19 protein-coding genes are annotated in these 18,871 nt (G+C 59.5%); 13 read left to right on the top strand and 6 right to left on the bottom strand.

What is annotated here, in order from left to right:
• Positions 1–105: 105 nt before the first annotated feature.
• Positions 106–609, bottom strand: coding sequence for a polysaccharide deacetylase (locus tag ABTV87_RS01380; RefSeq protein ID WP_085608620.1), 504 nt, complete (start codon positions 607–609; stop codon positions 106–108).
• A gap of 304 nt (positions 610–913) precedes the next feature.
• Here ABTV87_RS01380 and ABTV87_RS01375 point away from each other — a divergent pair, with 304 nt between their 5' ends.
• The 5 genes from ABTV87_RS01375 (at position 914) to ABTV87_RS01355 (ending at position 3,945) form a co-directional block, all read left to right on the top strand.
• Positions 914–1,195, top strand: a complete 282-nt coding sequence (locus ABTV87_RS01375) for a hypothetical protein (RefSeq protein ID WP_085608619.1) — start codon at positions 914–916, stop codon at positions 1,193–1,195.
• 102 nt (positions 1,196–1,297) lie between these two features.
• The gene (locus ABTV87_RS01370; RefSeq protein WP_433898885.1) at positions 1,298–2,425 is read left to right on the top strand and encodes a hypothetical protein; all 1,128 of its coding nucleotides are present in this window, start codon (positions 1,298–1,300) and stop codon (positions 2,423–2,425) included.
• A 347-nt stretch (positions 2,426–2,772) separates the two neighbouring features.
• Positions 2,773–3,072 carry a hypothetical protein gene (locus tag ABTV87_RS01365; RefSeq protein WP_007952679.1) on the top strand — a complete coding sequence of 100 codons (300 nt, stop codon included), beginning with the start codon at positions 2,773–2,775 and terminating at the stop codon, positions 3,070–3,072.
• A 157-nt stretch (positions 3,073–3,229) separates the two neighbouring features.
• Complete coding sequence (locus ABTV87_RS01360; RefSeq protein WP_039764743.1) at positions 3,230–3,673, top strand: hypothetical protein; 444 nt, start codon at positions 3,230–3,232, stop codon at positions 3,671–3,673.
• The gene (locus ABTV87_RS01355) at positions 3,673–3,945 is read left to right on the top strand and encodes a type II toxin-antitoxin system RelE/ParE family toxin (protein ID WP_085608617.1); all 273 of its coding nucleotides are present in this window, start codon (positions 3,673–3,675) and stop codon (positions 3,943–3,945) included. Before ABTV87_RS01360 ends, ABTV87_RS01355 begins: the two co-directional genes overlap by 1 nt.
• A gap of 173 nt (positions 3,946–4,118) precedes the next feature.
• On the opposite strand, the gene ABTV87_RS01350 is transcribed toward ABTV87_RS01355, so the two are convergent.
• Positions 4,119–5,660, bottom strand: coding sequence for a phosphoenolpyruvate carboxykinase (locus tag ABTV87_RS01350; RefSeq protein WP_007952682.1), 1,542 nt, complete (start codon positions 5,658–5,660; stop codon positions 4,119–4,121).
• Positions 5,661–5,841: 181 nt separating this feature from the next.
• Positions 5,842–6,744, bottom strand: a complete 903-nt coding sequence (hslO, locus tag ABTV87_RS01345) for an Hsp33 family molecular chaperone HslO (protein ID WP_085608616.1) — start codon at positions 6,742–6,744, stop codon at positions 5,842–5,844.
• A gap of 104 nt (positions 6,745–6,848) precedes the next feature.
• Between hslO and ABTV87_RS01340 the strand changes: the two genes are divergently transcribed.
• Entirely contained in the window at positions 6,849–7,649 is an 801-nt protein-coding gene (locus tag ABTV87_RS01340; protein ID WP_007952685.1) for a phosphatase PAP2 family protein, read from the top strand.
• A gap of 67 nt (positions 7,650–7,716) precedes the next feature.
• Here the strand turns inward: ABTV87_RS01340 and ABTV87_RS01335 are convergent, their stop codons facing one another.
• Positions 7,717–8,124, bottom strand: coding sequence for an RNA-binding S4 domain-containing protein (locus ABTV87_RS01335; RefSeq protein WP_007952687.1), 408 nt, complete (start codon positions 8,122–8,124; stop codon positions 7,717–7,719).
• Positions 8,125–8,240: 116 nt separating this feature from the next.
• Between ABTV87_RS01335 and ABTV87_RS01330 the strand changes: the two genes are divergently transcribed.
• The 3 genes from ABTV87_RS01330 (at position 8,241) to rimK (ending at position 10,418) form a co-directional block, all read left to right on the top strand.
• Positions 8,241–9,020: an EAL domain-containing protein gene (locus ABTV87_RS01330; protein WP_007952688.1), complete on the top strand. Its 780-nt coding sequence runs from the start codon at positions 8,241–8,243 to the stop codon at positions 9,018–9,020.
• A gap of 76 nt (positions 9,021–9,096) precedes the next feature.
• On the top strand, positions 9,097–9,516 hold the full coding sequence (locus tag ABTV87_RS01325) for an ATP-dependent zinc protease family protein (protein WP_230737646.1): 420 nt from the start codon (positions 9,097–9,099) through the stop codon (positions 9,514–9,516).
• Positions 9,513–10,418, top strand: coding sequence for a 30S ribosomal protein S6--L-glutamate ligase (gene rimK, locus ABTV87_RS01320; RefSeq protein ID WP_007952690.1), 906 nt, complete (start codon positions 9,513–9,515; stop codon positions 10,416–10,418). The genes ABTV87_RS01325 and rimK overlap by 4 nt, the downstream gene beginning before the upstream one ends.
• A 35-nt stretch (positions 10,419–10,453) precedes the next feature.
• Here the strand turns inward: rimK and ABTV87_RS01315 are convergent, their stop codons facing one another.
• On the bottom strand, positions 10,454–11,767 hold the full coding sequence (locus ABTV87_RS01315; RefSeq protein ID WP_007952691.1) for an ATP-binding protein: 1,314 nt from the start codon (positions 11,765–11,767) through the stop codon (positions 10,454–10,456).
• Positions 11,768–11,881: 114 nt separating this feature from the next.
• Positions 11,882–12,622, bottom strand: coding sequence for an osmolarity response regulator transcription factor OmpR (gene ompR, locus ABTV87_RS01310; protein WP_007952694.1), 741 nt, complete (start codon positions 12,620–12,622; stop codon positions 11,882–11,884).
• Between the two features lie 360 nt (positions 12,623–12,982).
• Here ompR and ABTV87_RS01305 point away from each other — a divergent pair, with 360 nt between their 5' ends.
• The 4 genes from ABTV87_RS01305 to tauA all read left to right on the top strand — a co-directional run bounded on the left by ABTV87_RS01305 (position 12,983) and on the right by tauA (position 18,869).
• Positions 12,983–15,307, top strand: coding sequence for a Tex family protein (locus ABTV87_RS01305; protein WP_433898884.1), 2,325 nt, complete (start codon positions 12,983–12,985; stop codon positions 15,305–15,307).
• The gene (locus ABTV87_RS01300; RefSeq protein ID WP_007952699.1) at positions 15,307–15,690 is read left to right on the top strand and encodes a PaaI family thioesterase; all 384 of its coding nucleotides are present in this window, start codon (positions 15,307–15,309) and stop codon (positions 15,688–15,690) included. Before ABTV87_RS01305 ends, ABTV87_RS01300 begins: the two co-directional genes overlap by 1 nt.
• 317 nt (positions 15,691–16,007) lie before the next feature.
• Entirely contained in the window at positions 16,008–17,591 is a 1,584-nt protein-coding gene (gene gshA / locus ABTV87_RS01295) for a glutamate--cysteine ligase (RefSeq protein WP_085608612.1), read from the top strand.
• 300 nt (positions 17,592–17,891) lie between these two features.
• Positions 17,892–18,869 carry a taurine ABC transporter substrate-binding protein gene (tauA, locus tag ABTV87_RS01290; protein WP_433898883.1) on the top strand — a complete coding sequence of 326 codons (978 nt, stop codon included), beginning with the start codon at positions 17,892–17,894 and terminating at the stop codon, positions 18,867–18,869.
• Positions 18,870–18,871 lie beyond the last annotated feature (2 nt).

Genomic DNA, 18,871 nt, shown 5'->3' with positions numbered 1-18,871 from the left:
TCGCAGCGAGTCGAGAAAAGGTCGGGGGTCAAATCGATACGGGATGATACCCGACGACCTCCAGCCTTTGGCCAACGTCGTGACGGCGGGGCCGTGACAGCGGGACTACGGCTGCAACACCGCCACTCGCAATTGCTCGTTCAACAGCTGCTCATGCACGCCCTGGCTTTTGCTGGCCCACAGTGCATGGGCCGGGCTGATATCACCGGTGAATGCCGCCGCCAACTGACGCAGGTCGGCGACACTGCGCACCCGAGGACAGAACGCTTGCTCGTCGCAGTTCTGGCTGGCGTTGCGATAGGTGGTGAGCAAACGATCCCATAGGCCGTCACGCACTTGGCGGATCGACTTGAGCTGCACATGCGGCACGCCCAGACGTTGTTTCAGCCCGGACTCATCCAGGCCTTCGCTGGCCAGCAGTGCCTTGCCGAACATCAGCACTTCGGCGCGGGACGCCGTGTCGATGCTGGCCTGGGTCGTGAGTGCGTCCGGCCATTCGGTGCGCTCCACTTGGGTGAGCACCAGTCCATTGCCCGCCTCGGAGGCCAACGCCAAACGACAACCACCCGCCCATAGCAAAACGATCGAGGCCATTCGTAGCCACTGCATACCTAATTCCCTTTAAGTCTGTGTCGGACGTTTGGAAACACCCCACGGATTCTGGCGCGCACCATACAGATGTTTAACGGGAATCGCCCGACAAACACGTAGGAAATTTCGCCCATCAGGGTTTGGCTGTGAAAAAGCCGCAAAAACGCGTAGGGCAAATGCCCGTACCCCGGAAAAACCCCTACGAATTCTGTCCATTGTGGCTGTCTTGTCCCACTCGACGGCGCCCTTCTATAGTGGCCGGCGCGACTGAAAACACTGTGTCGGCCCGCCGAAGCGACTTCGTAAAGGACACGCCTCAACCATGAACATGTTCACACCGCTGAATACTCGTTTTCGCCCTCTCAAGACCTGCAACGGCGACAACCCGGTAATGGTCATCGACACCGCAGCTGCACCGGGTGACCTGCTCAATGCCGCCGATCAACGCCTGCGTGCCGCCAGTGATCTGCTGGAAACTCTTTACTGTTTGTGTTTCAAACAGGCCGATGTGAAAGATATCCCCAACATCGTCAATGCGCTTTATTTGTTGACGCAGGACGGCTGTGACTTGCTGGAAGTTGCCAGACAGCAAATAAATAGTTAAAGCCAGCTGACCAACTTACAAAGTTCGCAACAACCCATCACTTCCATTACAACAAAGATTGGAACTAGCCTGTTTGCTCTTACATCAATCAAGAGCAACAACATGACTACGCTGACTATTTTCTTTTGCGGTACAGGTTCGACAAAGTTTGATAACGCCCACGAAAACTATTGGGACGGTGAATTGGTTTCCACACTTGCCTCTCATCACGTCGGTCGCGAGTTCGCCGAATGGATCGTGGTCGATGGCCCCGGCACCAGCAACCTGCAAGCCGATGAACTGTTCACCCAATCCAAGGACTACGGCCTCAGCGGGACCTTGTTCGGCAAGGGCTGGGAGGAAAACGTCCTGCACGCGATGAACATCATCAAAGGCAAGTGCGACTGGCAGCGCGAGCAACTGACCGAAGCGGAATACAACCGCCTCAAAGCCGCTGGCATCCCGATTGAAGATGTAAAAGTCGAAGGTTCCTGGCTGTGGCGTAAATATAACTATGGCGATCGCAGCGTCACGCAACAGAAGTTACAGGAACAGATTATTAAAACCTTTCGCAAGGACGGTGTTATTCCAACAAAAGTCAATCTGGTGGGCTGGAGCCGCGGCGGCATCAGTTGCCATATGCTGGCCAATGCCATGTTCAACGACAGTGCACTGAAAAACATCCCAGTGAATATCTTTGCCATCGACCCGGTACCAGGTATTGGCAACTTTCAGGAACAACGGGTAAAGCTCAACGCCAACGTAAAAGAATATGTGGGTTTCTATGCACGGGATGAGCGCTCCAAGGGCTTCAGTTGCGTCATCCCGCAAACCGCGACCGGCACCAAGACCAGCATCTTCCCCATGCCCGGCCGTCACGCCACCCTGGTCGGCAACGCCTCCGCCGACGGCAACAGTGGTCCAAAAGTGCTGGCCGAACCCGGCCTCATCGTCCGCCACTTTGCCGAGGTCTGCCTGAAACGCTGGGGCACCGTACTCGACAAAAACCTCAACCTCACCGACGCCGACCTGCGCAACCATGCCGCCACCATCGTCAACGCGGCAGCGAAATACAAGGCCATGGAGAAGTGCTCCTACACCTGGTTCACCGAACTGGATCAAGGCGAGCGCTACGTTTCGCTGGGCAGCAAAGGCGTTCCGTTTTCGACGGTGAAAGGCACGATCTACAGCCCGGCGACCGGGCTGACCACGAGTGTGCTGGATGTTGAGGGGTATCGGGCGATTCGTTGAAAACCGTGATTGAACTGTAGGAACAGCCTGCCGGAATCTGCATCCCGTTCCTACACGCAGCGGCGCCTTGTCTTCTATCGGCGCCAGTGGGCTGAAACCTATAGTTGTGACTGTCGCTGCCAATTCAGCGACTCGGGCTTGGTCACCCGAATGGATCATGCATTCGCGTCCGCTGTATGCTGCCGGCACTCAATTGCCAGCAGCGTTATGGTGGCTGTGTTTGGGACGCTTTCGAGCGTGCCGGGTATGTGCATGATCCTCACCGGTTGACCAACCCGAACACAGTCGCCTCCAGTCGCTTGGTCACGATGTGGTGGCTTCATTCGAAGCAATTGAGGATCTAAAAAATGAAATCATGGAACGAGCTCCACTCCGATCGCTACCGCCCACTCGACTCCAACCTCACCGACACCAAGCCCCTCGTCATCGACACCGAAGCCAACCCGCAAGACATCCTCGAATGCGCCGTCCAGCGCCTGCGCGCCTCAAGCGACCTGCTGCAAACCCTCTACTGCCTCTGCTTCAAACACGCCGACGTAGAAGACATCCCGCACATCACACACGCGCTCTACCTTCTCACCAAAGACGGCTATGACCTGCTCCAGGTCGCCCAGCAACGAATGCTCAACTGGAAAGCGCCGGCCTGACGAATTCCTCGGCAGGCGTGTTCACAGCTAGAACTGCCTGCCCCTATCTCGAACACTGACGCTGACATCTCCGGCGCGAAACTTAAGGATCAGAATTTTGCAAACTATTATTGATTGCGTACGATGGGAGCCATTGTTCAACCAAGGGCTTGCCTTCATGACCACTGAAACCATTGATCACAGCACTCTCACGCGGCTGTTTGAGAACGGTTCGATCAGTAGCGCACATATCGTCGCCAAACCCGGTGGCTGGTCGATTCAGATTCAGCAAGGAAGCAAAGAATACTCACTGACCGCACAACGCAGTGGCCAGGTACGTCTGTTCAAGCGGCTTGAAACACTGGTGACCTACCTGCAAGGAGTGGGCATCAATCACTTCGATGTGGACGCCTCCAGTTACGACCCCCTACAGATAAAAACCTATGCTCGCCCTGATCGCGCCGAAGCGATGAAACAAGCTCATGAAGCAGCTGCGTATGAAGAATGGGTCAAGCAACAGGTACAAATCAGCATTGATGACCCAAGACCCAGCGTCAGCGATGAAGACGCTCGCAGGATATTTGCCGCCAAACGGGATGCCCTGCGTCAGCGAGCACGTTGATGAGGTTGGTCTGGCGCCAAGAAGCGCTGGATGACCGAGACAACATCATGGAGCGTATCAGCCAGGAAAATCCCGTTGCAGCGATTGAACTCGATGAGGCCTTCGAACTGAAAGGAGAAAGCGCTCGCCAGCACCCAGCCCTGTACCGAAAAGGTATCGCGGAAGGTACCCGCGAAATCGTCGTCACTCCAAACTACGTCATCATCTACGCAATCAAAGTTGACGTTGTGGAAGTACTACGAGTGCTGCATACCAGACGGCAATGGCCATGATGGCTGGAGAGAAAATGCTCAGGGGATTCGCGGCTCCTTAAGTAGCATTATTCTGGCTGTTTAACGCGGATTGTGCGGGAATAATGGCAGTTGATCTGACAATGAAATCCAACCCGTCACCCACAAAAAAGCCGCCCTCAAGAGGCGGCTTTTTCATTCACCAAAACTAAGTCTTACAACTTAGGCCCGGCAGCCTTGATCGCGTCGCTCACTTCGAACTTCTTGAAGTTCTCGATGAACAGACCGGCCAGTGCTTTGGCAGCTTCGTCGTACGCAGCCTTGTCAGCCCAGGTGTTGCGTGGGTTGAGCAGGTTGGTTTCGACGCCCGGTACGGCCAGTGGCACGTCCAGGTTGATGGTGTCCAGGTGCTCGGTGGCTGCACCGATCAGCGCGCCGCTCTGGATCGCTGCGATCACCGCGCGGGTGGTCGGGATGTTGAAGCGTTTGCCGACGCCGTAGCCGCCGCCGGTCCAGCCGGTGTTGACCAGGTAGACCTTGGAGCCGAAACCGCGGATGCGCTTGATCAGCAGTTCAGCGTATTCGCCGGCCGGACGCGGGAAGAACGGTGCGCCGAAGCAGGTGGAGAAGGTCGACTTGATGCCGCTGCCCGAACCCATTTCAGTCGAGCCCACCAGAGCGGTGTAGCCGGACAGGAAGTGGTAGGCCGCTTGTTCTTCGTTGAGGATCGACACTGGCGGCAGGACGCCGGTCAGGTCGCAGGTCAGGAAGATCACAGCGTTTGGCTCGCCGCCCAGGTTCTTCTCGGAACGCTTGGCAACGTGCTCCAGCGGGTAGGCCGCGCGGCTGTTCTGGGTCAGGCTGACATCGGCGTAGTCGGCGTGCTTGGCGTCGTCGATCACGACGTTTTCCAGCACCGCGCCGTGCTTGATGGCTTTCCAGATGACCGGCTCGTTCTTCTCGGACAAGTCGATGCACTTGGCGTAGCAGCCGCCTTCGATGTTGAAGACAACGCCTTCGCCCCAGCCGTGTTCGTCGTCACCGATCAGGTAACGGCTTTCGTCGGCGGACAGGGTGGTCTTGCCGGTGCCCGACAGACCGAAGAACAGGGTTACGTCGCCTTCTTCGCCGATGTTGGCAGCGCAGTGCATTGGCAGTACGTCAGCGGCCGGCAGCAGGAAGTTCTGCACGGAGAACATGGCTTTCTTCATTTCACCGGCGTAACGCATGCCGGCGATCAGCACTTTCTTCTGGGCGAAGTTGATGATCACGCAACCGTCGGAGTTGGTGCCGTCACGCTCAGGCACGCACTCGAAGTTGGCGACGTTCAGCACTTGCCACTCTTCGCGACCGGCCGGGTTGTACTGAGCCGGGTTGATGAACAGGCAACGACCGAACAGGTTCTGCCAGGCAGTCTGGGTGGTCATCTTCACGGCCAGGTAGTGATCTTCGGCCGCGCCTACATGCACGTGGGAAACGAAATGCTCTTGCGCGTTGTTGAATGCTTCAACACGAGCCCACAGCGCGTCGAACTTGTCGGCCGGGAACTTGCGGTTGATCGGGCCCCAGGCGATTGCAGCCTGGGTGGAAGGCTCTTCAACGATGAAACGGTCGACTGGCGAACGGCCGGTGCGGTGACCGGTGCGAACAACCAGAGCGCCGGTATCGGCAAGCTCGCCTTCACCGCGGTTCAGGGCTTCTTTTACCAGATCATCAACACTCAGATCGGTGTACACGGCGTTATTGGCTTGCGTCATGAGGTTCCCCGTCGGCCAGTGGCCGAGTGTGCTCCAAACGTTTTGTAGTAGAAAGTCGTGCACTACTACCGCGAAAAAAGTGGGCCGGATTATGCCAGAAAAGCCCAAAAAGAGTAGGGCCCTCCCGTCGTAACGGCGTTATTCCGTCGTTGAGCAGTGAATTTACCTGCGCTGAACCGTTTTAGTGCCGGGTATCTGACGGCGTCTCGACGCCCGCGCCAGCGAACAATTGAGCGATATCTGCCGCATCGAACAGGTAGCGCTGGTTGCAGAACTGGCAATCGATCTCGACTTTTCCACCTTGCTCGGCCACGAGTGCCTGCGCATCTTCCAGACCCAGGCTGACCAGGGCATTGCCCGAACGCTCGCGGGAGCAGCTGCAGTGGAAGCGCAGTTTCTGCACATCGAACAGACGAACCTGCTCTTCATGGTAGAGGCGATGCAGAACCGTTTCGTTGTCCAGGCTCAACAGTTCATCAGCGGTCAGGGTGTTGCCCAGCGCGGTGATGTGCTGCCAGCTGGCGGCGCGTTCTTCTTCGTCTTTCAGGCGATCGGCCGGCAGTTGCTGCAGCAACAGACCACGGGCACGACGGCCATCGGCGCACAGCTTGAAGCGAGTGCCGACCTGCTGGGACATGACGAAATAGTTGGTGAAGCAGTCGGACAGGGTTTCGCCGTCGAGGTCGACGATGCCCTGATAACGCTGGCCGGCGATCGGGTCGACAGTCAAGGCCAGGACACCGTTCGGCATCAGGTCGCCGAGGGTCGCATCGGCCGGAATCTGCTCGGCGTGATAGCGCGCCAGGCCACGGATTTCTCGCTCGCTGGAGCATTCGATCATCAGCAGCGGGATCGGGCCTTCGGAGCGGGCCTGAAGAATCAACAAGCCATCGAATTTCAGGGTGCCCACCAGCAACGACGCGGCCGCCATCAGTTCGCCCAGCAATTGCGCAACCGGTTCCGGGTACGGGTGCTTGGCGAGCACTTCGGCATAGCTGCGCTCCAGCGACACCAGTTCGCCGCGCGTGTCGCTGTCATCGAAGATGAAGCGTTGGGTGTAATCGGTATCGAGGAAATCGGTCATAGGTCTGGGTATCTGAATGTGATGACAAAATGGTTACAAAGAATGAAAATCCCGCGCTTCTGGCATCCTTTTTGATGCCGATGTTCAGCCACGGGAGGCATTTTATGAACAATCCGGGTTTGTTCCAATCAAGGTGGAACCTCGGCCGGCTGGTTCTGTGCAACATCGTGCCATTGGCACTACTGGCTTTCTGGTTATGGCCTACGGGTCAGATGCTGTGTGTGATTTTCGACGAGTGGCTGTTCCGCACACTCAATGCACCGCTGGCCAGCAACCCCATATGGCTCCACATCTGGGCAATTGCAAGTCTGCGACCGTTCGACATCGTCGTCGGCCTGATTCTGCTGACGCTGCTGATCAAGGGCGACTGGGTGTTCAGGGCGATTGACGTGCGTCGCGCCTTTTTCGGATTTTTTTCGATCCTGCTGCTGATGGTGGTGATCCGCGCGCTGTTTTCCAAGTTCGCCGATCACATGGGCTGGCAGCACAGCAGCCCGTCGATGGTGCTCGAAGGCGCAGTGCACATCAGCGATTACTTCCCGCACCTGGAGAAGACCTGGGAACTGAAGGACCGCTCGAGTCAGAGCTTCCCCGGTGACCACGCTTCGGTGCTGCTGATCTGGGCACTGTTCATGGGCGTGTTCAGTCGCACGGTCGGCCAGTTCCTGGTGATCTGGGGCCTGGCACTGCTGTTCATGTTGCCGCGCCTGGTCGCTGGTGCACATTGGGGCCAGGACGATTACATCGGCGGCATGCTGTTGGCGGTGTGGGCACTGGGCTGGGGTTACTACACGCCGTTTGCTTATCACGCGGCGAATTTCTGGCTGAAGGTCACGGCGCCGGTTTTCCGGCTGCTGGGCAAACTGCCGATGGTTTCGCGGATGAGTGTGGTGTCCGCGCAGTAATCAACGGTGACTGAAAAAAACGCAGCCGCCGGCGGGTCTTGAACCCAGGCCGGCAGGCTGCGTTTTTTTATTCGCCGCTACTGTTCCCACGAAATTTAAACAGATCCCGGCGCTGCTTCTTGCTCGGTTTGCCGTCGGTGGTCACGCCCAAGGCGCCCGCCTTGCGCATCGCCGCAGCCGCTTCACGTTTGGCAATACTCGCCTCGGTCTCGGCATACAGCGTCTGCGCCTCAGGTGCACCGCGACGCACGATCGACAGGGCCTGAACCACAACGGTCTTCTCATCGAAGCCGGTGCGAATCTCGAACTCATCGCCAATGCGTGGCTCTTTGCCAGGCTTGCAGCGCTCTCCCCGACAATGCACCTTGCCGCTCTCGATGGCAGCCTTGGCCAAAGCGCGAGTCTTGAAAAAACGCGCGGCCCACAGCCACTTGTCGAGACGGACCTTGTCGTCCTCTTCCTGTTTTTGCGCCATATGAATTCCTCGTTCAGCCAGTAGTCGGAACTGTACTACCGATTCTGTCGGGCGCAAGAATCCGGCCCTCCAGATAAACTGTGATCTTCGCCGGTTCAACGGCATGGAGTGATCGAGTGACCAAATTTCCGTCTTCATTGACCTCGCCCAAATCCGGGTGCCTGGGCTGCCAGCAAAGCGAGCCGCTGGGCTTCGATTTTTCGTTCGCTTATCAGCCCATCGTGGATCTGCGTGACGAATCGGTGTACGCCTATGAGGCACTGGTTCGTGGGGCGGCCGGTGAAGGCGCTTTAACGGTGTTGGATCAGGTTACAGAAGATAACCGCTACCGTTTCGACCAGCTCTGCCGGACTCGGGCCATCGAAGGCGCAGCCGAGCTTAATATGCAGACACACTTGTCGATCAACTTCATGCCCAACGCCGTCTATCGTCCAGAGTTATGCATTCGCAGCACCCTGGAGGCTGCCAGAAAACACAATTTCCCGATCGACCGGCTGATTTTCGAAACACTGGAAAGCGAGCACGTAGATAACTATCGCCATTTGACCAATATTCTGCGTGAATACCGCGAATTCGGCTTCAAGACGGCCATCGACGATTTCGGTGCCGGCTATTCGGGGCTCAATCTGCTGGCCGATTTCCAACCGGACTTGATCAAGCTCGATATGGCGCTGATCCGCGATATCGACCGTGACCGTGTTCGTCAGGCTATCGTTCGGGGGATTGTCACAATCTGTGCGGAGTTGGACGTTACAGTCATCGCCGAAGGCATAGAGAGTGCGGGGGAGCGGGATTTCCTGGCGGACTGCGGAATATTTCTGATGCAGGGTTACTGGTTCGCCAGACCCGCATTCAAAGCGTTAGCCCAGGTGTCCCCTGAAGCGTGGACGCGTTAATCGTTGGTTTTTTCCATTGAAGACATTTGACCATTTGACCGTTATCGGTCTGCGCGAGTGGGTGGCGCTTCCGGATCTGGGAGTCGCTGGCCTTCGGGCAAAAATCGACACCGGCGCCAGCACCTCCAGCCTGCATGCCACCGACATCGAGCCGTTCGAACGTGACGGCGAGAAGTGGGTGCGCTTCACCGCGCACCTGGGCACCGTCGTGCAGTTACGCCATCGGCGATGCGAAGCGCCACTGGTCGCCCGCAAGACCATCAAGAGTTCGAACGGTCAGGCCCAGGTGCGCTACGTGATCAGCACCACCCTGGCCCTGGGTGACCGGGTTTGGCCGATCGAGTTCACCCTCGCCTGCCGCAAGTCCATGCGCTATCGCCTGTTGCTCGGTTCCAAAGCCCTGATCGACGGCCAGCTGGTGGTCAATCCGGGCATCAAATATGTACAAGACAAGCCGGTGTTCCCGGTATCTACCTCCTCCACAGGTGTTGCATGAAGATCGCTGTGCTGTCGCGGAACCCGCGTCTGTATTCCACCCGCCGTCTGGTCGAAGCCGGAACCGAACGCGGGCATGAAATGGTGGTGATCGACACCTTGCGCGCCTATATGAACATTGCCAGCCACAAGCCGCAGATCCACTACCGCGGCAAGCCGCTGGAGGGTTTCGATGCAGTGATCCCGCGGATCGGCGCGTCGGTGACGTTTTATGGCTGCGCAGTGTTGCGTCAGTTTGAAATGATGGGCGTGTTTCCGCTCAACGAATCGGTGGCCATCGCCCGCTCGCGGGACAAGCTGCGTTCGTTGCAGTTACTGTCACGCCGGGGCATCGGTTTGCCGGTGACCGGCTTCGCCCACTCGCCGGACGATATTCCCGACTTGATCGACATGGTCAACGGCGCGCCGCTGGTGATCAAGGTGCTGGAAGGCACACAGGGCATCGGCGTGGTGCTGTGCGAAACCGCGACGGCGGCGGAGTCGGTGATCGAGGCGTTCATGGGCCTGAAGCAGAACATCATGGTGCAGGAATACATCAAGGAGGCCGGCGGCGCCGACATCCGCTGCTTCGTGGTCGGCGACAAGGTGATCGCGGCGATGAAACGTCAGGCCAAGCCCGGCGAGTTCCGCTCCAATCTGCACCGGGGCGGCAGTGCCAGCCTGATCAAGATCACCCCGGAAGAACGCATGACTGCGCTGCGTGCAGCCAAGGTCATGGGGCTGTCGGTGGCGGGTGTGGATATCCTGCGCTCCAACCACGGGCCGCTGGTGATGGAAGTGAACTCGTCACCGGGTCTGGAAGGCATCGAAACCACCACGGGCAAGAACGTGGCGGGGATCATCATCGAGCATCTCGAGAAGAATGGCGGGCCGAACATGACCCGCACAAAAGGCAAGGGTTGAACCTTGAATCAGGCGGCCGCAAGGCCGCCTGAAACTTAAACCGCGTCTCGCGGCAGCATCAATCCCAGCGGTAACCGAACCCGTGCTTCCAGTCCGCCACCGGAGCGGTTGCGCAGTTCGACATTGCCGCCGTGCATCGAAGCAATCCGCTTCACAATCGCCAGTCCCAGCCCGGTGCCCTTCCCGCCCCGGGCACGATCGCCACGGGTGAACGGGTTGAAGATCGCCTCAAGTTCGGAAGGATCGATCCCCGCCCCACGGTCCATCACGCTCAGCACCACGTATGGCGCGCTGGTGTCACCGGACACATAGGCCGCGACGTCCACACTGCCGCCGGCATGATTCAGCGCGTTGCCAATCAGGTTGTTCAGCAGACGCTTCATCGACACCCGACGCAGCGGGAACGGCTGGATCGGTTCCAGGCGCAGGCGCACTTTCTCTTCGGTCTGGTTATAGGGCGCCGCCACTTCACGCACCAGATCGCTGAGGTCCACCTCCTCCACCGACTCGTCCCGACCATCGCGAATGAAGGCGAGGAACTGGTCGAGGATCGCGTCCATGTCTTCGATGTCGCGCACCATGTCGTCGGTCAGGTCGGTGCGGTCGCCCATCAACTCCAGTGACAGCCGCAGACGGGTCAGCGGGGTCCGCAAGTCATGGGATACCCCCGCCAGCATCAGCTCACGCTCGCGACCGGCCTGCTCGACGTCTTCGGCCATCTGGTTGAAGGCGCGATAAACCTCGGCCATTTCGCTGGGGGTGTCGCTGATCGGCAGGCGCACGCTGCGGCCCTGGCCGAGTTGCCGGGCGGCATAAACCAGACGCTTCAGTGGCTGGTTAAGCTGGCTGACGAAAATCCACGCAGACGCCGTGGACAGCAGGCCGATCGCCAGGAACCAGCCGAGCACGTTCCAGATTTTCTGGCCACGCAACGGGTGCGGGTACAACGGCACTTTCAACCAGCCATCACCGAGGCTCGGCGCGCGAACCCACAAGGCCGGCGGCGAGTGCATGCGCAAGCGCACTTCGGTGTCGGCACCCAGTTCCGCCTGCATCTGCCGCTGGTAGATTTCACTGTACGGCCAGTGCTGTTCGCCTTCCGGCACACCGGCGCCGACCACCCGGATCAGCGTGGCGGCATCGGCGATTTTCGCGCGGTTCTCTTCGTCGGCGGCCCAGTAGGCGCGCAGCGTCAGGGCGACGCCGTGGCTGTATTGCCGATCCACCAGCACGTCCTCGTTCATCAACAGATAAACCAGGGTCAATGCCTTGGAAAACAATACGACGATGAGCACCAGCCACAGGGTGCGGGAGAAGAAACTTTGGGGGAACCAGACGGGGGTTTTCATGGATAACCGCTACACACTTGCAGGAGCGAGCAATGCTCGCATATTGCGGATTGCGAGTCTGCGCGGACGGCGTTTCCGACCGTTTCCCGCAGACCCGCTCCTACAAATCACCCATCACTTGGTGGAGTTGCCATCCGGCACGAACACGTAGCCGACACCCCAGACGGTCTGGATGTAGCGCGGCTTGGACGGATCGGGTTCGATCATCCGGCGCAGACGGGAAATCTGCACGTCGATGGAACGCTCAAGGGCATCCCACTCACGGCCACGGGCCAGGTTCATCAGCTTGTCGCGGGTCAGCGGCTGACGGGCGTTCATCACCAGGGCCTTGAGCACCGCAAACTCACCGGTGGTGAGCATGTGCACTTCGTCGCCGCGTTTGAGTTCGCGGGTGGCCAGGGACAGCACGTAGTCGCCGAACGTGACGTTTTCTTCTTCACTGCCCGGCGCGCCCGGCACCGGCGCGGCCTGACGGCGCAACACGGCTTTGACGCGAGCCATCAGCTCGTCCGGGTTGAATGGCTTGGCCAGGTAATCGTCGGCGCCCAGTTCCAGGCCCTTGATACGGCTCAGCTCGTCGCCCTTGGCGGTGAGCATGATGATCGGAATCTGATTGTTCGCGCCACGCAGGCGGCGGCAAGCGGTCAGGCCGTCTTCGCCCGGCAGCATCAGGTCGAGGACGACCAGGTTGAACACTTCACGCGACAGCAGACGATCCATCTGCTCGGTATTCGGTACGGCGCGGGCACGGTAGCCCTTGCTGACGAAAAAGCGTTCCAGCAGGCTGCTCAGCCCCGGATCGTCGTCAACGATGAGAATTTTTTCGCCTTCAGCAGTTTGTGCAGTGCTGCTCATTGGATGCTCCTTTTAGCTCGGCGCGCATTATGGCGTAGCTGCCGTTATACGCACCGTGTGCATTGTTAGCAGATTTTTCCTTCACTGCCAGAAAACCGGGGCTTGTGCCTACAGACTGCTTCGCCCCCGAATGACAGAACGCTGGTTATAATGCGCGGCCTTTTGTGTCAGGCAACGTCTGAATCGTTACCGCAGGTGGCCGTCCTTTATTTTCATGGGCGCCGCAGTAATTGTTCGATTTCACGGGTCAATGGGATGCCTTTTGACCCAGGCAGCGGCCAGCATCAAGCCGCCCCACCAGACTCCGGGCCTTCATTTACGCGCCTGCGAGCCTGCTTTCACAATTTGTCAGGTGGTTTTATGGACAGCATCAACAGCCGCATCGCCGAGGAACTCGGCGTACGCCCACAACAGGTCGAAGCGGCCGTCGCGCTACTCGATGAAGGCTCTACCGTTCCCTTCATCGCCCGTTACCGGAAAGAAGTGACCGGCAGCCTCGATGACACCCAATTGCGTCATCTGGAAGAGCGTCTGCGCTACCTGCGAGAACTCGACGAACGGCGCATCAGCATTCTTTCCAGCATCCAGGAGCAGGGCAAACTCACCCCTGAGCTGGAGCGCGAAATCAAACTCGCCGACACCAAGACCCGCCTCGAAGACTTGTACCTGCCGTACAAGCAGAAGCGCCGCACTAAGGGCCAGATCGCCCTGGAAGCCGGCCTCGGCGAACTGGCCGACGGTCTGTTCAATGACCCGTCGCTGGCCCCGGAAGCCGAAGCCGCGCGCTTCGTCGACGCCGAAAAAGGCGTGGCCGACGCCAAGGCAGCGCTGGAAGGCGCCAAGTACATCCTCATGGAGCGCTTCGCCGAAGACGCCAACCTGCTCGAAAAACTGCGCACCTACCTGAAGCAGGAAGCCACCCTCAGTGCCCGCGTGATCGCCGGCAAGGAAGAGGAAGGCGCGAAATTCCGCGATTACTTCGAACACGACGAACCGCTGAAAAGCATGCCGTCGCACCGCGCGCTGGCGATTTTCCGTGGCCGCAACGAAGGCATTCTCAGCTCCGCGCTGAAAGTCGGCGACGAGCTGCCGGGCACCCTGCACCCGTGCGAAGGCATGATCGGCCAGCACGTCGGCATCCAGAACCAGAACCGGCCGGCCGACAAATGGCTGGGTGAAGTGGTGCGCTGGACCTGGAAGGTCAAGCTCTACACCCACTTGGAAACCGACCTGCTCGGCGAGCTGCGCGACGGCGCCGAAACCGAAGCGATCAACGTGTTCGCCCACAACCTGCACGACCTGCTGCTGGCCGCCCCGGCCGGCCCGCGTGCCACCCTGGGCCTCGACCCGGGCCTGCGTACCGGTTGCAAGGTTGCGGTGGTCGACTCCACCGGCAAGCTGCTGGATCACGCCACGGTTTACCCGCACGTACCGCACAACAAATGGGATCAGACCATCGCGATTCTGGCCGCCCTGTGCGCCAAGCATTCGGTCGACCTGATCGCCATCGGCAACGGCACCGCCAGCCGTGAGACCGACAAGCTGGCAATCGAGCTGATCAAAAAATACCCAGCGATGAAAATGACCAAGGTCATGGTTTCCGAAGCCGGCGCATCGGTGTATTCGGCATCGGAGCTGGCAGCCAAGGAATTCCCGGATCTGGACGTGTCGATCCGTGGCGCCGTGTCGATCGCCCGTCGTCTGCAGGATCCACTGGCCGAGCTGGTGAAAATCGATCCGAAATCCATCGGTGTCGGCCAGTACCAGCACGACGTGTCGCAACTGAAACTGGCGCGCGGTCTGGACGCCGTGGTCGAGGACTGCGTGAACGCCGTGGGCGTGGACGTGAACACCGCCTCCGTGGCACTGCTGGCGCGGATCTCCGGCCTCAACGCAACCCTGGCGCAGAACATCGTGACTCACCGTGACGAGCACGGCGCGTTCAAGACCCGCGCCGCGCTGAAGAAAGTCGCGCGTCTGGGCGAGAAAACCTTCGAACAGGCCGCCGGCTTCCTGCGTGTGATGAACGGCGACAACCCGCTGGATTCCTCGGCCGTTCACCCGGAAGCCTATCCGCTGGTGCAGCGCATCGCCGCTGAAACCGACCGCGACATTCGCTCGCTGATCGGCGACGCCTCGTTCCTCAAGCGTCTGGATCCGAAGAAGTTCACCGACGAGACTTTCGGTCTGCCAACCGTCACCGACATCCTGCAGGAACTGGAAAAACCGGGCCGCGACCCGCGCCCGGAGTTCAAGACTGCCGAGTTCCAGGAAGGCGTCGAGGACCTGAAGGACCTGCAACTGGGGATGATCCTCGAAGGCGTGGTGACCAACGTGACCGCGTTCGGCGCGTTCGTCGACATCGGCGTGCATCAGGACGGTCTGGTGCACATTTCGGCGCTGTCGGAGAAATTCATCAAGGATCCGCGCGAAGCGGTGAAGGCTGGTGACGTGGTGAAAGTGAAGGTCATGGAAGTCGACATCCCGCGCAAACGCGTCGGCCTGTCGATGCGCATGAGCGACACTCCGGGCGAGAAGATCGACGGCGCCCGTGGTTCGCGTCCGGGCTCGGCACCACGCCAGTCGCAGGGTTCGGCTCCGCGCAAGGAAAGCACTCCGGCGGCTCCGGTAAATAACGCGATGGCGTCGCTGTTTGCCAACGCCAAGCAGTTGAAGAAACGCTGATGGATATTCCGGCCGGGCTCGTCGAGAGCGCGTTTTTCAAACTGTTGGGCTGCCGCCTGCACAGTCTGGAAACCGGGGTGGCGCAAGTCGCCCTGGCGCTGGAACCCGAACTGCGCAACCGCGGCGGCAAGCTGCACGGCGGCGCGCTGTTCAGTCTGGTCGACATCGCCATGGGGCTGGCCTGTTCCAGCACCCACGGCTTCGACCAGCAGAGCGCGACCATCGAGTGCAAGATCAACTACATCCGCGCCGTCTCTGAAGGCGAGGTAATGTGCACGGCGCGGGTGATCCACCCGGGCCGGCGCACGCTGGTGGTCGAAGCCGACGTGATGCAGGGCGACAAACTGGTCGCAAAAGCGCAAGGCACGTTCGCTGTCCTGTAGATGTTGTTCATCATTTTGAGTTAATTTCGGCGCTGTGATCGCAGCGTCGGAGTTTCCTGTGGGAGCGGGCTTGCCCGCGAATGGGGCGTATCAGCCAGTATCAACTTGTCTGACACACCGCTTTCGCGGGTAAGCCCGCTCCCACAGGGATCTCATTTTCTTCGCGTGTATCAGCCAGATTCAAGGATTGAAGTCGGCGTTTCCAACATGGGTTTAACCACCCGAAAACCAGGCGAAAACGCCAGTTTCAACTTCACCCTTGTAGACCGTCCTGCCCACCCCCATATTGGGGCGACTGACGCGTGAAGGAATCCAAATTGAGCGAACTTCTCAACCGCCGCCTGGCTCTGCTCGGCGAGCGCGCTAACCTCTCTCTGCTTGAGCAGTGCCTTCACGGTATCGAACGTGAATGCCTGCGCGTGACCGGCGAAGGCCGCCTGGCCCAAACGCCGCACCCTGAAGCCCTGGGTTCCGCGCTGACCAACGAACAGATCACGACCGACTATTCCGAGTCGCTGCTGGAGTTCATCACGCCCGCCCTGCCAGACCCGGCCGACACCCTGGCGAGCCTGGACAAGATTCATCGCTTCGCCTACAGCAAGCTCGGCAACGAGTACCTGTGGAGTCCATCGATGCCGTGCCCGTTGCCGGCCGAGGAAGACATCCCGATCGCCTATTACGGCACCTCCAACATCGGTCAGCTCAAGTACGTCTACCGCAAGGGTCTGGCCCTGCGTTACGGCAAGACCATGCAGTGCATTGCCGGGATTCACTACAACTTCTCCCTGCCGGAAAAGCTCTGGCCGTTGCTGAAAGAAGCCGAAGGCTTCGTCGGCACCGACCGGGATTTCCAGTCGTCGTCCTATATCGCGCTGATTCGTAACTTCCGCCGCTACAGCTGGCTGCTGATGTACCTGTTCGGTGCTTCGCCGGCGCTGGACGCCGGTTTCCTGCGCGGTCGTGCGCACCAGTTGGAACAGCTGGATCCGGACACCCTGTACCTGCCCTACGCCACCAGCCTGCGCATGAGCGACCTCGGTTACCAGAGCAACGCCCAGGCCGGCCTGACCCCTTGCTACAACGACCTGGCGAGCTACACCGACAGCCTGCGCAAAGCGGTGGCCACGCCGTACGCGCCGTACGTCGAAGTCGGCACGCATCAGGATGGCGAGTGGGTGCAACTGAACACCAACATCCTGCAGATCGAGAACGAGTACTACTCGAACATCCGCCCGAAACGCGTGACCTATACCGGCGAGCGGCCGATCCAGGCCTTGATGGCCCGTGGCATTCAGTACGTCGAAGTGCGCTGCCTGGACATCAACCCGTTCCTGCCGATGGGTATCGACCTCACCGAGTCGCGCTTCCTCGACGCGTTCCTGCTGTACTGCGCGCTGAACGAAAGCCCGCTGCTGACCAATAACTCCTGCGGCAACGCCACCTCCAACTTCCTCAGCGTGGTCAAGGAAGGCCGCCGTCCGGGCCTGCAATTGCAGCGCGACGGCCAACCGGTCGAGCTGAAGGAATGGGCCGCCGAACTGCTGGAAAAAATCGCTCCGCTGGCGGCGATGCTGGATCAAAGCCATGGCGGCGATGCCCACAGCAAGGCACTCGATGCGCAACTGGCCAAGGTCAAGGATTCGTCCCTGACGCCTTCGGCCCAGGTGCTGGCGGCGATGGCCGCGCACAAGGAAAGCTTCGCGCAATTCTCCCTGCGCCAGAGTCAGGCCCATGCCGAGTTCTTCCGCAGCGAGCCGTTGGCGGCTGAGGAACAAGCGAAGTTTGAAGAACTGGCGCGTTCGTCGCTGGCGCAACAGGCTGACCTTGAGCAGAACGAGGTGGGCGATTTCGACGTGTTTGTCGGGTCTTATCAGGCGAGTATTTTGGCGATCAGCAACTGATCGTTTGTCTTTGGATTGATCGTTCCCACGTCGAGGCATCGAACCGCCTGTGTGGTAACGCCTCACGCTGATGATCATTCTCACGCTCTGCGTGGGAATGCCTCAAGGGACGCTCTGCGTCCCAGTGACGCGGAGCGTCACAAGCTGAATTCCCACGCAGAGCGTGGGAACTATCAAATACTCCCCGGCTTAGATTTTTCCGCTCATAAGCTAATTCTAAAAAGTTATTTATTTCTAGATTCTTAGATCATTTAGTCTCCTTTCACGCCGACGCTCGGTCGCCTGATATGGAGCTCTTCAATGAAACTGAATTTCCCGCTTCGCCTGCTGGCCGTGGCCTCTCTGGCTGCCGCGAGTTTCCTGGCTCAGGCCGCCGACCTCACCGTCGCCTACCAGACTACCGTTGACCCGGCGAAAGTCGCCCAGGCCGACGGCACCTACGAAAAAGCCACCAAGGCCGACATCAACTGGCGCAAATTCGATAACGGTGCCGACATCATTGCCGCCATCGCCTCCGGCGACGTGCAGATCGGCTACCTCGGTTCCAGCCCACTGACCGCTGCGATCACCCGCAAAGTCCCGGTGGAAACCTTCCTCATCGCCACCCAGATCGGCGCCGCCGAAGCGCTGGTCGCCCGCGACGGCTCCGGCATCAAGACGCCACAGGATCTGGTCGGCAAGAAAATCGCCGTGCCGTTCGTGTCCACCGGTCACTACAGCCTGTTGGCCGCACTGAAGCACTGGAACATCGACCCGTCGAAAGTCACCGTCCTCAACCTCGCCCCACCAGCGATCATTGCTGCGTGGAAACGCGGTGACATCGACGCCACCTACGTCTGGGATCCAGCGCTGGGTGTGGCCAAGGAAAACGGCAAAGTGCTGATCACTTCCGGTGAACTGGCCAAGTTCGGCGCGCCGACCTTCGACGCCTGGATCGTGCGCAAGGACTTCGCCGAGAAGCACCCGGAAATCGTCACCGCGTTCGCCAAGGTCACCCTCGACGCCTACGCCGACTACCGCAAGGATCCGAAAGCCTGGCTCGCCAATCAGAGCAACGTCGACAAGCTGGTGAAGCTCTCGGGCGCCAAAGCCAGCGACATCCCATTGCTGCTGCAAGGCAACGTCTACCCGCTGGCGGCGGATCAGGTCAGTGACCTCGGCGCGCCGACCACCAAAGCCATCACCGACACTGCTGCATTCCTCAAGGAGCAAGGCAAGGTCGAAGCGGTACTGCCGGACTACGCGCCGTACGTCAGCGCCAAGTACATCACCAACTGATC

Source organism: Pseudomonas sp. PSE1(2024), from assembly GCF_050990555.1.
GTDB lineage: Bacteria > Pseudomonadota > Gammaproteobacteria > Pseudomonadales > Pseudomonadaceae > Aquipseudomonas > Aquipseudomonas aphyarum.
The sequence above is the reverse complement of the archived record's forward strand: the minus strand, read 5'-3'. Positions and strand labels throughout refer to the sequence as shown.

Coding starts and splice junctions, on each gene's coding strand:
- ABTV87_RS01380 (WP_085608620.1), bottom strand. CDS start 609: ATGCAGTGGCTACGAATGGCCTCGATCGTTTTGCTATGGGCGGGTGGT.
- ABTV87_RS01375 (WP_085608619.1), top strand. CDS start 914: ATGAACATGTTCACACCGCTGAATACTCGTTTTCGCCCTCTCAAGACC.
- ABTV87_RS01370 (WP_433898885.1), top strand. CDS start 1,298: ATGACTACGCTGACTATTTTCTTTTGCGGTACAGGTTCGACAAAGTTT.
- ABTV87_RS01365 (WP_007952679.1), top strand. CDS start 2,773: ATGAAATCATGGAACGAGCTCCACTCCGATCGCTACCGCCCACTCGAC.
- ABTV87_RS01360 (WP_039764743.1), top strand. CDS start 3,230: ATGACCACTGAAACCATTGATCACAGCACTCTCACGCGGCTGTTTGAG.
- ABTV87_RS01355 (WP_085608617.1), top strand. CDS start 3,673: ATGAGGTTGGTCTGGCGCCAAGAAGCGCTGGATGACCGAGACAACATC.
- ABTV87_RS01350 (WP_007952682.1), bottom strand. CDS start 5,660: ATGACGCAAGCCAATAACGCCGTGTACACCGATCTGAGTGTTGATGAT.
- hslO (WP_085608616.1), bottom strand. CDS start 6,744: ATGACCGATTTCCTCGATACCGATTACACCCAACGCTTCATCTTCGAT.
- ABTV87_RS01340 (WP_007952685.1), top strand. CDS start 6,849: ATGAACAATCCGGGTTTGTTCCAATCAAGGTGGAACCTCGGCCGGCTG.
- ABTV87_RS01335 (WP_007952687.1), bottom strand. CDS start 8,124: ATGGCGCAAAAACAGGAAGAGGACGACAAGGTCCGTCTCGACAAGTGG.
- rimK (WP_007952690.1), top strand. CDS start 9,513: ATGAAGATCGCTGTGCTGTCGCGGAACCCGCGTCTGTATTCCACCCGC.
- ABTV87_RS01315 (WP_007952691.1), bottom strand. CDS start 11,767: ATGAAAACCCCCGTCTGGTTCCCCCAAAGTTTCTTCTCCCGCACCCTG.
- ompR (WP_007952694.1), bottom strand. CDS start 12,622: ATGAGCAGCACTGCACAAACTGCTGAAGGCGAAAAAATTCTCATCGTT.
- ABTV87_RS01305 (WP_433898884.1), top strand. CDS start 12,983: ATGGACAGCATCAACAGCCGCATCGCCGAGGAACTCGGCGTACGCCCA.
- ABTV87_RS01300 (WP_007952699.1), top strand. CDS start 15,307: ATGGATATTCCGGCCGGGCTCGTCGAGAGCGCGTTTTTCAAACTGTTG.
- tauA (WP_433898883.1), top strand. CDS start 17,892: ATGAAACTGAATTTCCCGCTTCGCCTGCTGGCCGTGGCCTCTCTGGCT.